The sequence below is a fragment of the Streptomyces amritsarensis genome, from assembly GCF_001953875.1.
GTDB lineage: Bacteria > Actinomycetota > Actinomycetes > Streptomycetales > Streptomycetaceae > Streptomyces > Streptomyces amritsarensis.
The window spans coordinates 11831-26098 of sequence record NZ_MQUR01000048.1 but is presented as its reverse complement, the minus strand read 5'-3'; the positions used below and the strand labels follow the sequence as shown (position 1 = coordinate 26098).

Genomic DNA, 14268 nt, shown 5'->3' with positions numbered 1-14268 from the left:
TCCTCGTATAGGCCTGCGGCCATTGTGCCAGTCCGCTAGACCTTCACATCGTCGCGCGTGCAGACCTCTTCGGTCGCCCGTGCGGCCCTGGCCCGGCGGCGGGCCAGAGGAGCGGAGAGCGCGGTCAGCACCATGAAGACGCCGATCGCGAGCAGCACGATCGTCGCGCCCGAGGGCACGTTGATGTAGTAGGTGGCCGCCGTGCCGGTCAGGGAGACGGTCACGCTGATGGCCATGGCCAGGCCCAGCGTGGTGGCGAAGCTGCGGGTGATCCGCTGGGCGGCGGCGACCGGGATCACCAGCATCGCGCTGACCAGCAGCAGGCCGACGATGCGCATGGCGACGGTGACGGTGACCGCGGCGGTGACCGCCATCAGGAGATTCAGCGCGCGCACGGGCAGTCCGGTGACCCGGGCGAACTCCTCGTCCTGGCAGACGGCGAAGAGCTGCCTGCGCAGGCCGACGGCGACGGCGAGGACGAAGGCGGCGAGGATCGCCATCGCGGTCACGTCCTCGGCGGCGACCGTGGTGATCGAGCCGAACATGGAGCCCAGGAGGCTGGCCGTCTGCCCGCCGCCCAGATTGATGATCATGACGCCGCCGGCGAGGCCGCCGTAGAACAGCATGGCGAGGGCGACGTCCCCGCTGGTCCTGCCGCGGGCGCGGATCAGCTCCATGCCGACGGCGCCGACGACGGCGACGAGGGTGGCCATCCACACCGGGCTGGTCTGGAGCACGAAGCCGAGGGCGACACCGGTCATGGCGACGTGGCCGAGGCCGTCGCCCATGAGCGCCTGGCGGCGCTGGACGAGGTACGTGCCGATGGCGGGGGCCGTGATGCCGACCAGGGCGGCTGCGATCAGCGCTCGCTGCATGAAGGCGTAGTCGAGGATGTCCATCAGCTCAGCAGTCCCGTCCGCAGGGGCTCGGCGTCGTGCGCCGCGTGGGGGTGTACGTGGTCGTGGCCGGGCAGGGCGTGCTGGCCGACGGCCTCCGGGGGCGGGCCGTCGTGGACGACGCAGCCGTCGCGCAGGACGACGGCACGGTCGATCAGGGGCTCCAGCGGACCCAGCTCGTGCAGGACGAGCAGGACGGCGGAGCCGGCCGCGACCTGCGCGCGCAGGGCGTTCGCCAGGACCTCCTGGTTGGCGAGGTCCACGCCCGCCATCGGCTCGTCCATGATCAGCAGTTCGGGTTCGACGGCGAGCGCCCGGGCTATGAGGACGCGCTGGTGCTGTCCGCCGGAGAGGGCGTCCACCGAGACGTCGGCGTGCGCCTCCATGCCGACCAGGGCCAGGGCCTGCTCTATCGCGGCCTTGTCGGCCCTGCGCAGCAGCCCGAAGCGGGTGCGGGCGAGCCGGCCGGAGGAGACGACCTCGCGGACGGTGGCCGGGACGCCGCCGGCGGCCGTGGTGCGCTGCGGGACGTACCCGACGCGCGCCCAGTCGCGGAAGCGCTTGAAGTCGGTGCCGAAGAGGCTGAGGGAGCCGTCGGTCAGCGGTACCTGGCCGACCACGGCGCGGACGGCCGTGGACTTGCCGGAGCCGTTGGCTCCGAGCAGGGCGACGACCTCACCGCGGTGGACGGTGAGGTCGATTCCGCGCAGCACGGGGCGCGAGCCGAGCGAGGCCTTGGCCCCGCGCAGGGATATGACGGGCCGGTCGTCGGCCGGCCGGGGCGGGGACTGCATGGCTCGCGCCTCCGTTGCTGCTGTCATCACTTGGCTCCGAGCGCCTTCTGGAGGTTCTTGAGGTTGGACCGCATGACCTCGAAGTAGTCGGCGCCCTGGGACTTGTCGGTGATGCCCTCGATGGGGTCGAGGACGTCGGTCTTCAGGCCCGTGTCCGTCGCGAGGGTCTTGGCCGTCTTGTCGCTGGCCAGCGTCTCGAAGAACACGGTGGTGACATTGTCCTTCTTCGCGACCGCCTGCAGCTCCTTCATCCGGGCCGGGCTCGGCTCGGACTCGGGGTCGACGCCGGCGATGCCCTCCTGGTCGAGGCCGTAGCGCTCGGCGAGGTAGCCGAAGGCGGAGTGGGTGGTGATGAAGGTCCGGGAGGCGGTGTTCTTCAGGCCGTCCTTGAACTCGGTGTCCAACGCGCCCAGCTTGCCGACCAGTTCGTCGGTGTTCTTCTTGTAGTCCGCCGCGTGGCCGGGGTCGGCCTTCTCCAGTGCGGCGCCGACGCCCTTGGCGATCTCCGCGTACTTGACCGGGTCGAGCCAGACGTGCGGGTCGGTGCCGCTTGCGCCCTCATCGTGGCCCTCGTGCCCACCCGCGGGCTTTTCGGAGTGCTCGTCGGAGTGCTCGTCGCCCTCCTGGTGCGCGTGGCCCTCCTCGCCGTGGGCCGGCTCGGCGGCGTGGGCCTCCAGCTCGGTGAGGGTGGCGGCGTCGACGATGTTCTTCACGCCGGACTGGGCGACGGCCTTGTCGACGGCGGGCTGCAGGTTCTTGAGGTAGAGCACCACGTCGGCCTCGCCGAGCCGCGCGGTCTGCTGGGGGGTGATCTCCAGGTCGTGCGGCTCGACGCCGGGCTTGGTCAGGCCGTCGACCTTCACGTGCTCCTTGCCGATCTGCTCGGCGACGAACTGGAGCGGGTAGAACGACGCCGTTACGCCGAGCTTGCCGTCCTTGCTGTCGGCGGCGCCCGCTCCGGAGCAGGCGGTCAGGGCCGTGGCGCCGAGGGCGACGGCGCCGGCAAGAGCGGCGCTGGGTATGAGGCGTCGTACGTTCATGACATCCATTTTCATCAAAGATGGAAACGATTGTCAAAAACCCAGGTGGGAGGGGCGGCCGGCCAGGCCTGGACGGGGAACCGATTTGAAAGGGGGGGTGCGGGCGCCGGTAATCTAAAGACTTCGCCGTTCGTCCTCGTAATGAAGAGAGCACCGTGGCCGCCGACAAGATCGACACCATCGTCAGCCTGAGCAAGCGCCGTGGCTTCGTTTTCCCGTGCAGTGAGATCTACGGCGGCTCCAGGGCTGCCTGGGATTACGGTCCGCTGGGTGTCGAGCTCAAGGAGAACATCAAGCGCCAGTGGTGGAAGGCGATGGTCACCGGGCGTGAGGACGTCGTCGGTCTCGACTCGTCCGTGATCCTGGCCCCCGAGGTCTGGGTGGCCTCCGGCCACGTCGCCACTTTCTCGGACCCGCTGACCGAGTGCACCTCCTGCCACAAGCGCCACCGCGCCGACCACCTCGAAGAGGCGTACGAGGCCAAGCACGGCCGCCTCCCCGAGAACGGCCTGGCCGACATCAACTGTCCCAACTGCGGTGTGAAGGGCCAGTTCACCGAGCCCAAGCAGTTCTCCGGCATGCTGGAGACCCACCTCGGCCCCACCCAGGACACCGGCTCCAAGGCGTACCTGCGCCCCGAGACGGCCCAGGGCATCTTCACGCAGTTCGCCCAGGTCCAGGTCACCTCGCGCAAGAAGCCGCCCTTCGGCATCGCGCAGATGGGCAAGTCCTTCCGCAACGAGATCACGCCGGGCAACTTCATCTTCCGCACCCGCGAGTTCGAGCAGATGGAGATGGAGTTCTTCGTCAAGCCGGGCGAGGACGAGCAGTGGCAGGAGTACTGGATGCAGGAGCGGTGGAACTGGTACCGCGACCTCGGCATCCGCGAGGAGAACATCCGCTGGTACGAGCACCCGAAGGAGAAGCTGTCCCACTACTCGAAGCGCACCGCCGACATCGAGTACCGCTTCAACTTCGGCGGCAGCGAGTTCTCCGAGCTGGAGGGCGTCGCCAACCGCACCGACTACGACCTCAAGGCGCACTCCGCGGCCTCCGGCCAGGACCTCCGCTACTTCGACCAGGAGTCCAAGGAGCACTACACCCCGTACGTCATCGAGCCGGCGGCCGGTGTCAACCGCGCCATGCTCGCCTTCATGCTCGACGCGTACAACGAGGACGAGGCCCCCAACGCCAAGGGCGTCATGGAGAAGCGCACCGTCATGCGCCTCGACCCGCGCCTGGCCCCGATCAAGGTCGCCGTCCTGCCGCTGTCCCGCAACGCGCAGCTGTCGCCGAAGGCCAAGGGCCTCGCCGCCGACCTGCGCAAGTTCTGGAACATCGAGTTCGACGACGCGGGCGCCATCGGCCGCCGCTACCGCCGCCAGGACGAGATCGGCACCCCGTTCTGCGTCACCGTCGACTTCGACACCCTGGACGACAACGCCGTGACCGTGCGCGAGCGCGACACCATGAAGCAGGAGCGCGTCTCCCTGGACCAGATCCAGACCTACCTCGGCAGCCGCCTGCTCGGCTGCTGACGAGCCCGTACCGACGACCGGCGGCCCGGTGCGCACCTGCGCGCCGGGCCACCGGCCGTTCTGCCGACTGCCGGCGGCCGGCCTCTCGCCCTCGGCCCCTCGGCCTGCGAGCGCCGGCCGTCCACGAGGGCGGCCGCGCCGCCCTCGCGTGCCGAGGCCCGGGTCGTGCCGTGCCGGTCGGCCCGTTCGGGACGATCCGGGTGCGTCAGGCGCGCAGGCCCCGGATCACCAGGGCGGTGACCGCCTCGAACTCCGCGACGATGGTGGGGGAGAACCACTCTGCCGCGTACTGCGGGTCGTGGAAACGGCCGGTGGCGTCGAAGACAGCACGGGCCGCTGCCGGTACGTCGGCCGCCGCGAGCGAACCGTCGGCCACTCCCTGGGCGATGATCCGGGCCAACTGGTCGATCAGCTCGGTCAGATGCTGCTCCACCGTCCCGCTGTTCTCGGCGAGGAGCACCGTGTACGTCGCGAACAGCTCGGGATCGTCGCCGGCCTTGTGGCGCTTGGCCTCGAACAGAGCCTCCAGCCAGGCCTCCAGTTTGGAGGGCGCGCTCCCGGCGGGAGCCGAGGTGATCTGCTCCAGCATCACGACGCTCTTGGCGAGCCAGCGGTCGGTGACCGCCTCGCGCAGCGCGGCCTTCGACGGGAAGTGCCGGTAGACGCTGCCGTGGCTGACGCCCAGGGCGCGCGCCACATCCACCACGGTCGCCTTGGTGGGGCCGAAGCGGCGCAGGACTTCCTCGGTGGTCTCGAGGATGCGATCGGGGGTGAGGGGCTCGGCGGCAGCGGGTGGCATGGGTACGACCGTACCGCCAGCTCAGTGCTCGCTGTCGAGGTGGGCCATCTGCGCCGCCGGATACCGTTCGCCCGACGCCGCACCGGCCGGCACGGCCTCCTCGATGGCGGCCAGGTCCGCCGGACTGAGGGCTATGTCCATGGCACCCAGTGCCTCGGCGAGGCGGTCCCGGCGCCGGGCGCCCACCAGCGGCACGATGTCCACACCGCGCGAGAGCACCCACGCGATGGCGGCCTGGGCGACGCTCACGCCCTTGTCTTCGGCGACCTTGCGCAGGGCGTCGACGAGGTCCAGGTTCCGTTCGAGGTTCTCGCCCTGGAAGCGCGGGCTCATCCCGCGGAAGTCGCCCGGGGCCAGCGCGCGGTCGCGTGAGAAGTGGCCGCTGATCAGGCCGCGGGACAGCACCCCGTACGCCGTGATGCCGATGCCGAGCTCACGGGCGGTCGGCAGGATCTTCTCCTCGATCCCGCGGGAGATCAGCGAGTACTCGATCTGCAGGTCGGAGATCGGGGCCACTGCGGCGGCCCGGCGCAAGGTGTCGGCGCCGACCTCGGAGAGGCCGATGTGGCGCACGTGCCCGGCCTGCACCGCCTCCGCGATGGCCCCGACGGTTTCCTCGATCGGCACGTCCGGGTCCACCCGGGCGATCCGGTAGATGTCGATGTGGTCCCGGCCGAGTCGCTGGAGGGAGTAGGCGAGGAAGTTCCTGACGGCCTCGGGACGGCCGTCGTAGCCGGTGAAGCCGCCCTCGACCGTGCGCAGTGCGCCGAACTTGACGCTGGTCAGCGCCCGGTCGCGGGCCGCGGCCGGAGCCGTGCGCAGTGCTTCGTTGATCAGCAGTTCGTTGTGGCCCATGCCGTAGAAGTCGCCGGTGTCGAGCAGCGCGTGCGCGCCCTCGGGGACGGCGTCCAGATAGGCGTGGAGGGTCGCGACGGACTCTGAGCGGTCGGCCTCCCCGTACAGGGCGGACATCCCCATGCATCCCAGCCCGAGCGGGAAGACGGACGGGCCGGTGCTGCCGAGGCGGCGGCCGGTCGTGGCAGCGGCAGTGGTCGTGTCGATGCTCTCGTTCTTCGTCATGCAACGACCATGGCATGACGGGTGACAGATTTCAATATCTGTCACCCGTCAGGGTCAGGCGAGGACGCGCAGAACCAGGGCCGCCGCCGCGACGGCCGCCAGTACGGCCGCCGGGGCGAGCTCGTAGTCCTTGACCCGGAGGTGGCTGGCGACCGCGCCGACGAAGTAGAGGGTCACGCCGATCGCGGCTGCCACGCCGAGCGGTGCGATCCACAGGCCGGCGACCAGGCCGATCGCACCGGCGGCCTTGAGGGTGGCCAGCCGCGGCAGCCAGGAGTCGGGGACGCGGACCTTCTGCATGCTCGCGACGATCTGGTCGTTGCGCTGCAGGGTGAAGGCGGCGGAGGCGGTCAGGACGAGTGCGAGCAGACAGCCGACGACGGCGTAGGCGATGAACATGAAGAGCTCCAACGATTTGGGGTGTCAGATCATTGAATAGCATCAACGATCTATCCGACGCAATCATTTCTCGGGCGCTACGATGTGGACCATGACGGCAGACCAGGACGGATCGCACCCTCCGCAGCGACTGGGCCTGCTGCTGGCCTGGCACGGAGCGGTCACCCAGACCCGCATGAAGCACGCCCTCGGCGCGGCCGGGCTGACCCCGCGGCACGCGATGACGCTGATGCACCTGGCGGGCGGCCCCATCAGCCAGCGGGCGCTCGCCGACCGGCTGGAGGTCGACCCGAGCGTCCTCGTAGGGGTCCTGAACGACCTCGAGGGCGAGGGCCTCGCCGAACGCCGCCGCGACCCCGCAGACCGGCGCCGGCACAACGTGGGCATCACCCCCGCCGGGCAGGCCGCCCTGGAGAAGACGAACGCCGCCCTCGACGAGGTCGAGGACGGCATGTTCGCGAGCCTGTCGGCTCAGGAGCGCGACCACCTGCGCGCTCTCCTCGACCGGGTCAACACCTCGGCCGAGGACTTCGACTGCGGCGAGTAGGGGCCCGCCCCGGAGGCGCCCCGCCCGCCGCCCGGATCCGCTCTAGGCGCGCGGAGAACCCACGGCCGCGGCGGGCCCGCTGGACTGCTCCAGGGTGCGGGCCGTGCGTTCCGCCGTACCGCGGGCCCAGCTGCCACTCGTCGCCGCGCCCACGACCAGGACGAGCAGCCCGCACAGCGTGATGATCCACCAGGCCGGCTGGGCCGCGCCGGAGAAGTCGGCGCCGCCGGCCAGCCCCGCCGCCAGCACCGAGCCGATGACCGCGACGCCCAGGGTGCCGCCCGTCTGCCGGCTGGTGGAGGCGATGGCCGCCGCGACACCCGCCTGGGAGCGCGGCATCCCCGATACCGCCGTGTTGGTGATCGGCGCGTTCACCATGCCGAAGCCGAGCCCGAACAGCACGTACCCCGTGAAGAGCAGCGGGTTGGAGGTCTCCGCCTCGAACAGGGCGAACAGCAGCCCGCTCGCGGCCATCGCCACCCCCGCGATCAGCAGGCAGATCCGCGGCCCCCGACTGCCCACCAGCCGCCCCGCCAGCGGCGCGAACAGCACGGTCAGCCCGGCCATCGGCAGCATGTACAGCCCGGCGTGCAGGGCGCTGAGCCCCCGGACGTCCTGGAGGTAGAGGGTGTTGAGGAAGAGGAAGCCGGCCAGCCCGGCGAAGGCGCTGATCGCGATGATCGTCGAGCCGCTGAACGGCGCGCTCCGGAAGAACCTGAGGTCGATCAGCGGCTCCGCGCACCTGGGCTCGTGCACCAGCAGTCCGACGAAGGAGGCGACGGCCACCACCGCGCAGCCCATGATCAGCGGGGAGTTCCAGCCGGCTGCGGGCGCCTCGATGATCCCGTACGTCAGGCTGCCGAGCAGCGCGATGACCAGCACCTGACCCAGCGGGTCCGGGCGGCGCGGCCGGGCCGCCCGGGACTCGGGGATGTGGCGCAGGGTCAGCACGAGCGCCGCCAGGCCGATCGGCAGGTTGATCAGGAAGATCGAACGCCAGCCCACGGTGTCCACCAGGACCCCGCCGATCAGGGGGCCCGCCGCCATGGAGATGCCCCCCACCGCGCCCCACACGCCGATGGCCCGGGCCCGCTCGGCCGGATCCGTGAAGGTGTTGGTGATGATCGACATCGCGACGGGGTTGAGCATCGCGCCGCCGACCGCCTGCACCATCCGGAAGACGATGAGCCAACCGAGGCTCGGCGCGAGCGAGCACAGCAGCGAGCCGAGGCCGAAGGCCAGCAGGCCGGCGACGAACACCTTGCGGCGGCCGATCCGGTCCGCAGTGGAGCCGGCGAGCATCAGCAGCGAGGCCAGGACGAGCGTGTAGGCGTCGATGGTCCACTGCAGCCCCGCGACCGAGGCGTCGAGCTCGCGGCGCATCGACGGGAGCGCGACGTTGAGCACGGTGTTGTCGAGGCTGACGATGAGCAGGCTCATGCAGCAGATCGACAGGACGATCATGCGCTGCCGGTGACTCGGCTCGATCATGCGCCGATGCTACGTCCGCACGACCCCCTCGGCATGCGGGACAATGGGCGGATGACCACGCTCCCCCCGCCTCTCGCGATCGGCCCGCACACCGTGCAGCCCCCCGTGGTGCTCGCGCCCATGGCCGGCATCACCAATGCCCCGTTCCGTACCCTCTGCCGGGAGTTCTCGGGCGGCAAGGGGCTGTTCGTGAGCGAGATGATCACGACCCGCGCCCTGGTCGAGCGCAACGAGAAGACCATGCAGCTGATCCACTTCGACGAGACCGAGAAGCCCCGGTCGATTCAGCTGTACGGGGTCGACCCGGTGACGGTGGGCAAGGCCGTCCGCATGATCGTCGAGGAGGACCGCGCCGACCACATCGACCTCAACTTCGGCTGCCCGGTCCCCAAGGTCACCCGCAAGGGTGGCGGCTCGGCCCTGCCCTACAAGCGCAACCTGCTGCGCGCGATCCTGCGCGAGGCCGTCGCCGGGGCCGGCGACCTGCCGGTGACCATGAAGATGCGCAAGGGCATCGACGACGACCACCTCACCTACCTCGACGCCGGCCGCATCGCCGTCGAGGAGGGGGTCACCGCGATCGCCCTGCACGGGCGGACCACCGCGCAGCACTACGGCGGCACCGCCGACTGGGACGCCATCGCGCGGCTCAAGGAGCACGTGCCGGAGATACCGGTGCTGGGCAACGGCGACATCTGGTGCGCCGAGGACGCGCTGCGGATGGTCCGCGAGACCGGCTGCGACGGCGTGGTCGTGGGACGCGGCTGCCTGGGTCGGCCGTGGCTGTTCAACGACCTGGTGGCGGCCTTCGAGGGGCGGCCCGAGGACTTCCACAAGCCCGGTCTGCGCGAGGTCGCGCAGACCATGCACCGGCACGCCCAGCTGCTGGGGGAGTGGATCGGCGACGAGACGCGCGGCGTGATCGACTTCCGTAAGCACGTCGCCTGGTACCTCAAGGGCTTCTCGGTCGGATCCGAGATGCGCAAGAAGCTCGCGGTGACCTCTTCGCTGGCCGAGCTGAACGCTCATCTGAGCGAGCTCGATCTGGATCAAGCATGGCCGGAGAGCGCCGACGGCCCCCGCGGCCGGACGTCCGGAAACAACCGGGTTGTCCTGCCGGACGGCTGGCTGAAGGACCCGTACGACTGCGCGGGTGTGAGCGAGGACGCGGAACTGGACACCTCCGGAGGCTGACAAATCGCCCTCCGTGGTGCGTGATATACGCCACGCATGGGAGAGGTTTCGCTCAGATGAGCGCGTAAGTCACGGGTAAGACTTTCAAAGGGTGGCACTGGGTGCCACCCTTTGTGCGTTCAAGACTTGAACGCAAATGTATCGATGATCGCTCATCCGAGCATGAACAAGCCTCAGGAGCCCCTTCGCCCTTCGGGACCTGAACGCTCTTGGTCCTTTCTGATGACCCCTGGGTTACTTTCGATCTGCTGGCGCACGGGTGGTAACAGCCGTATGACGGCCAAGTGGACGTACCCAGAAGCCTTCGATCTGGGTATGTTCCTGGCCGTCAGGGCAGCCACCGAGCCTCGAGGAGTCGAGACCCGTGTCGGAAAACAAAGATCAGAAGTTCGTCTACGACTTCACCGAGGGCAACCGCGACCTCAAGGACCTTCTCGGCGGCAAGGGAGCCAACCTCGCCGAGATGACCAACCTGGGTCTGCCGGTCCCTCCCGGCTTCACCATCACCACCGAGGCCTGCAAGGTCTACCTCGAGAGCGGCTCGGCCCCGGCCGCGCTGCGCGACGAGGTCAGCGCCCACCTTGCCGCCCTCGAGTCGAAGATGGGCAAGAAGCTCGGCCAGTCGGACGACCCGCTGCTGGTCTCCGTGCGTTCCGGCGCCAAGTTCTCGATGCCCGGCATGATGGACACCGTCCTCAACATCGGCCTCTCCGACGAGTCGGTCACCGGCCTCGCCTCCCAGGCCGGTGACGAGCGCTTCGCGTGGGACTCCTACCGCCGCCTGATCCAGATGTTCGGCAAGACCGTCCTCGGCGTCGAGGGCGAGCTCTTCGAGGACGCCCTCGACGAGGCCAAGGCCGCCAAGAAGGTCACCGTCGACACCGACCTCGACGCCGCCGACCTGAAGAAGCTCGTCAAGGTCTTCAAGAAGATCGTGGCGAAGGAGGCCGGCCGCGAGTTCCCGCAGGACGCCCGCGAGCAGATGGACCTCGCCGTCGAGGCCGTCTTCAACTCGTGGAACACCGACCGCGCCAAGCTCTACCGCCGCCAGGAGCGCATCCCGAGCGACCTGGGCACCGCGGTCAACGTCTGCTCCATGGTCTTCGGCAACCTCGGCCCCGACTCCGGCACCGGTGTCGCCTTCACCCGCGACCCCGCCAGCGGCCACGCGGGCGTCTACGGCGACTACCTCCAGAACGCCCAGGGCGAGGACGTCGTCGCGGGCATCCGCAACACCGTGCCGCTCGCGGACCTGGAGGCCATCGACAAGGCCTCGTACGACCAGCTCATGACGATCATGACGACGCTGGAGACCCACTACAAGGACCTCTGCGACATCGAGTTCACCATCGAGCGCGGTCAGCTGTGGATGCTCCAGACGCGTGTCGGCAAGCGCACCGCCGGCGCCGCCTTCCGCATCGCCACCCAGCTCGTGGACCAGGGCCTGATCGACGAGGCCGAGGCCCTCCAGCGGGTCAGCGGCCACCAGCTCGCGCAGCTGATGTTCCCGCGCTTCGACGAGGGTGCGAAGACCACCCTGCTGGGCCGCGGCATCGCCGCCTCCCCGGGCGCGGCGGTCGGCAAGGCCGTCTTCGACTCCTACACGGCCGTCAAGTGGTCCCGCTCCGGCGAGAAGGTCATCCTGATCCGCCGTGAGACCAACCCGGACGACCTGGACGGCATGATCGCCTCCGAGGGCATCCTGACCTCGCGCGGCGGCAAGACCTCCCACGCGGCCGTCGTCGCCCGCGGCATGGGCAAGACCTGCGTCTGCGGCGCCGAGGAGCTCGACGTCGACACCAAGCGCCGCCGCATGACGGTCGGCGACACGGTCATCGAAGAGGGCGACGTCGTCTCCATCGACGGCTCCACCGGCAAGGTCTACCTCGGCGAGGTACCCGTCGTACCCTCCCCGGTCGTCGAGTACTTCGAGGGCCGCATGCACGCCGGCGCCGACGACGCCGACGAGCTCGTCGCCGCCGTGCACCGGATCATGGCCTACGCCGACCGCGTCCGCCGCCTGCGGGTGCGCGCCAACGCCGACAACGCCGAGGACGCGCTGCGCGCCCGCCGCTTCGGAGCCCAGGGCATCGGCCTGTGCCGCACCGAGCACATGTTCCTCGGCGAGCGCCGCGAGATGGTCGAGCGCCTGATCCTCGCCGACACCGACGGCGAGCGCGACGAGGCACTCAGTGCCCTGCTGCCGCTGCAGAAGAAGGACTTCACCGAGCTGTTCGAGGCGATGGACGGCCTGCCCGTCACCGTCCGGCTGCTCGACCCGCCGCTGCACGAGTTCCTGCCCGACATCACCGAGCTCTCGGTGCGCGTCGCCCTCGCCGAGTCCCGCAAGGACGCCAACGAGAACGATCTGCGCCTGCTCCAGGCCGTCCACAAGCTGCACGAGCAGAACCCGATGCTGGGTCTGCGCGGTGTCCGCCTGGGCCTGGTCATCCCCGGCCTGTTCGCCATGCAGGTCCGGGCGATCGCCGAGGCCGCGGCCGAGCGCAAGAACGCCAAGGGCGACCCGCGCGTGGAGATCATGATCCCGCTGGTGGGCACCGTCCAGGAGCTGGAGATCGTCCGCGAGGAGGCCGACGCGGTCATCGCCGAGGTCGAGGCCGCCACCGGCACCACCCTCAAGCTCTCCATCGGCACCATGATCGAGCTGCCGCGCGCCGCGCTGACGGCCGACCAGATCGCCGAGGCCGCGCAGTTCTTCTCCTTCGGCACGAACGACCTGACCCAGACGGTGTGGGGCTTCTCCCGCGACGACGTCGAGGCCAGCTTCTTCACCGCGTACCTGGAGAAGGGCATCTTCGGGGTCTCGCCCTTCGAGACCATCGACAGGGACGGCGTCGGCTCGCTGGTGCGGCACGCGGCCAAGCTGGGCCGGGCCACCCGTCCCGACCTCAAGCTCGGCGTCTGCGGCGAGCACGGCGGCGACCCCGAGTCCGTCCACTTCTTCCACGAGGTCGGCCTCGACTACGTCTCCTGCTCGCCCTTCCGGATTCCGGTGGCGCGCCTGGAGGCCGGCCGTGCGGCCGCCGAGGCGTCGGGCAGCGACAGCCGCTGACCCGCCGGACCGCCCCGCACAGGGGTCCCACAGACCGCGCCTGTCCCCGGGTTCCCTGACTGCCCGGGGGCGGGCGCGCCTCAATTTTTTTGTTCAACAAGTCTTTACGCCAGCAGGCGGTGGACGGATCCCCACCCGTCCACCGCCGCTGTCATTCTGCCGGGCACGTCGGCGCTTCCCGGTGCGACCGACCGCCAGGCCCCGCAAAGCCCCCCACGGCCTTCGCGGAGCGTTTCGGTCGCACCGGAGTGTGCCCGGCGGAGTACAGGATTTCGGTTGTCACGCCCCTGCCGAAAGGGGTTTCAACTGTGGCCGAAAGGGCGTGGTGACCACGTGTGACTGCGTGCATACTCATGGGGCGGGGGGATTGCGGTTGCACAGGTGGGGGTTCGGTGCTGCGTATCCATTTCACTGGAGTGGACCTGGCACGCGTACGGATGGCAGGGCGTCCCGATGCGTTGTGGGAAACGATTCTCAGCTTTCACCGCTTAAGAGACCGGCGCGATGCCCGGTTGTTCGGTGAATGGCGTACGGAAACCCGGAGCAGGTTGAATAGTGAAACACGCACCCTCGGTATGCTCATACCGAGTCGCGGTTATTTCCCCGATTTTTTGACCCCTGTGGAGGGGCAGTACGGGTGGGACGTGGGCCTCGACGCGCTGCGCGGGATCCGTCCCGAGCGCATGCGCCGTGAGCTCCAGCTGCTGGGCGCCGGAGCGCCCGTGCCACCGAGGCTGCGGGACTTCATGGAGGGCGGCACCAAGCAGCTCCCGAGGCTGATGGGTGAGCTGCGCGCCTACCACCGGGCGGCCGTGGAGCCGTACTGGACCCACATACAGGCCCAGATAGAAGCCGAACGGGCGGCACGCGGCCGCGCGTTGCTCGACGGCGGCGCCGACGAGCTGCTGGCCTCGCTGCCGCCCATGCTGCGCTGGCGGGCCCCGGTGCTGGAGTGCGACTACCCCGTGGACCGCGACGTACGGCTGCGGGGGCGCGGGCTGCTGCTCCAGCCGTCCTTCTTCTGCCGGCGCACCGCGGTGACCCTGCACGACCCGGAGCTGCCCCCGGTGCTGGTCTACCCGGCCGCCGCGCAGCTGGCGTCCGCGCCGGGCAGCGGCGAGGCCGCCCGGCCCATCGAGGAGCAGCGCCAGCGCACCCTGGGCAAGCTCGTCGGACACACCCGCTCGGTCGTGCTGCGGGCCATAGGGGACGGTGCGACCACCAGCGAGCTGGCCCGCCGGGCCGGGGTCTCGCTGGCCTCCGCGAGCCAGCACGCCTGCGTGATGCGCGAGGCGGGCCTGGTCACCACCCTGCGCCGCGGCAACGCCGTCCTGCACACCGTGACCCCGCTGGGAGCCGCGCTGCTCAAGGGCGGGGCCGTGGCCTCCTGAGACGCCGACGGCCCCCGGCCCGGCAA

The 14268-nt window shown here is 70.1% G+C and carries 12 protein-coding genes; 5 read left to right on the top strand and 7 right to left on the bottom strand.

All coding sequences use genetic code 11. From position 1 onward, the window contains the following. Positions 1-35: 35 nt before the first annotated feature. From AVW11_RS20340 to AVW11_RS20330, 3 genes are read right to left on the bottom strand one after another with little or no spacing between them, the layout of a single operon-like run. A complete protein-coding gene (locus AVW11_RS20340) occupies positions 36-899 on the bottom strand; it encodes a metal ABC transporter permease (protein ID WP_060178071.1) in 864 nt (287 codons plus the stop codon). Further along, positions 899-1717: a metal ABC transporter ATP-binding protein gene (locus tag AVW11_RS20335; RefSeq protein WP_076045151.1), complete on the bottom strand. Its 819-nt coding sequence runs from the start codon at positions 1715-1717 to the stop codon at positions 899-901. The genes AVW11_RS20340 and AVW11_RS20335 overlap by 1 nt, the downstream gene beginning before the upstream one ends. Continuing rightward, entirely contained in the window at positions 1717-2730 is a 1014-nt protein-coding gene (locus AVW11_RS20330) for a metal ABC transporter substrate-binding protein (protein ID WP_076045149.1), read from the bottom strand. The genes AVW11_RS20335 and AVW11_RS20330 overlap by 1 nt, the downstream gene beginning before the upstream one ends. A 155-nt stretch (positions 2731-2885) precedes the next feature. Here AVW11_RS20330 and AVW11_RS20325 point away from each other — a divergent pair, with 155 nt between their 5' ends. Continuing rightward, positions 2886-4268 (top strand): glycine--tRNA ligase, encoded by a 1383-nt coding sequence (locus AVW11_RS20325; protein ID WP_030840981.1) that lies wholly within the window; start codon positions 2886-2888, stop codon positions 4266-4268. A gap of 205 nt (positions 4269-4473) precedes the next feature. Here AVW11_RS20325 and AVW11_RS20320 read toward each other — a convergent pair whose 3' ends face one another. From AVW11_RS20320 to AVW11_RS20310, 3 genes are read right to left on the bottom strand one after another with little or no spacing between them, the layout of a single operon-like run. Then, entirely contained in the window at positions 4474-5067 is a 594-nt protein-coding gene (locus tag AVW11_RS20320; protein WP_030840984.1) for a TetR/AcrR family transcriptional regulator, read from the bottom strand. 21 nt (positions 5068-5088) lie between these two features. Next, on the bottom strand, positions 5089-6147 hold the full coding sequence (locus AVW11_RS20315) for an aldo/keto reductase (protein ID WP_076045147.1): 1059 nt from the start codon (positions 6145-6147) through the stop codon (positions 5089-5091). A gap of 54 nt (positions 6148-6201) precedes the next feature. Further along, positions 6202-6546: a DoxX family protein gene (locus AVW11_RS20310; protein ID WP_060178134.1), complete on the bottom strand. Its 345-nt coding sequence runs from the start codon at positions 6544-6546 to the stop codon at positions 6202-6204. Positions 6547-6637: 91 nt separating this feature from the next. On the opposite strand from AVW11_RS20310, the gene AVW11_RS20305 reads away from it, so the two are divergent. After that, a complete protein-coding gene (locus AVW11_RS20305) occupies positions 6638-7093 on the top strand; it encodes a MarR family winged helix-turn-helix transcriptional regulator (RefSeq protein ID WP_030840991.1) in 456 nt (151 codons plus the stop codon). A 42-nt stretch (positions 7094-7135) separates the two neighbouring features. Here AVW11_RS20305 and AVW11_RS20300 read toward each other — a convergent pair whose 3' ends face one another. Further along, positions 7136-8584 (bottom strand): MFS transporter, encoded by a 1449-nt coding sequence (locus AVW11_RS20300; protein WP_030840995.1) that lies wholly within the window; start codon positions 8582-8584, stop codon positions 7136-7138. A 51-nt stretch (positions 8585-8635) separates the two neighbouring features. On the opposite strand from AVW11_RS20300, the gene dusB reads away from it, so the two are divergent. The 3 genes from dusB (at position 8636) to AVW11_RS20285 (ending at position 14242) form a co-directional block, all read left to right on the top strand. Further along, positions 8636-9778, top strand: a complete 1143-nt coding sequence (gene dusB, locus AVW11_RS20295) for a tRNA dihydrouridine synthase DusB (RefSeq protein ID WP_030840998.1) — start codon at positions 8636-8638, stop codon at positions 9776-9778. Between the two features lie 364 nt (positions 9779-10142). Further along, positions 10143-12851 carry a pyruvate, phosphate dikinase gene (gene ppdK / locus AVW11_RS20290; protein WP_030841001.1) on the top strand — a complete coding sequence of 903 codons (2709 nt, stop codon included), beginning with the start codon at positions 10143-10145 and terminating at the stop codon, positions 12849-12851. 392 nt (positions 12852-13243) lie between these two features. Next, positions 13244-14242: an ArsR/SmtB family transcription factor gene (locus tag AVW11_RS20285; protein WP_076045145.1), complete on the top strand. Its 999-nt coding sequence runs from the start codon at positions 13244-13246 to the stop codon at positions 14240-14242. The last annotated feature ends 26 nt before the right edge of the window (positions 14243-14268 follow it).

Bases quoted from the DNA above. Each gene is read 5' to 3' on its own strand.
- AVW11_RS20340 (WP_060178071.1), bottom strand. From the start codon at position 899: ATGGACATCCTCGACTACGCCTTCATGCAGCGAGCGCTGATCGCAGCC.
- AVW11_RS20335 (WP_076045151.1), bottom strand. From the start codon at position 1,717: ATGACAGCAGCAACGGAGGCGCGAGCCATGCAGTCCCCGCCCCGGCCG.
- AVW11_RS20330 (WP_076045149.1), bottom strand. From the start codon at position 2,730: ATGAACGTACGACGCCTCATACCCAGCGCCGCTCTTGCCGGCGCCGTC.
- AVW11_RS20320 (WP_030840984.1), bottom strand. From the start codon at position 5,067: ATGCCACCCGCTGCCGCCGAGCCCCTCACCCCCGATCGCATCCTCGAG.
- AVW11_RS20315 (WP_076045147.1), bottom strand. From the start codon at position 6,147: ATGACGAAGAACGAGAGCATCGACACGACCACTGCCGCTGCCACGACC.
- AVW11_RS20310 (WP_060178134.1), bottom strand. From the start codon at position 6,546: ATGTTCATCGCCTACGCCGTCGTCGGCTGTCTGCTCGCACTCGTCCTG.
- AVW11_RS20305 (WP_030840991.1), top strand. From the start codon at position 6,638: ATGACGGCAGACCAGGACGGATCGCACCCTCCGCAGCGACTGGGCCTG.
- AVW11_RS20300 (WP_030840995.1), bottom strand. From the start codon at position 8,584: ATGATCGAGCCGAGTCACCGGCAGCGCATGATCGTCCTGTCGATCTGC.
- dusB (WP_030840998.1), top strand. From the start codon at position 8,636: ATGACCACGCTCCCCCCGCCTCTCGCGATCGGCCCGCACACCGTGCAG.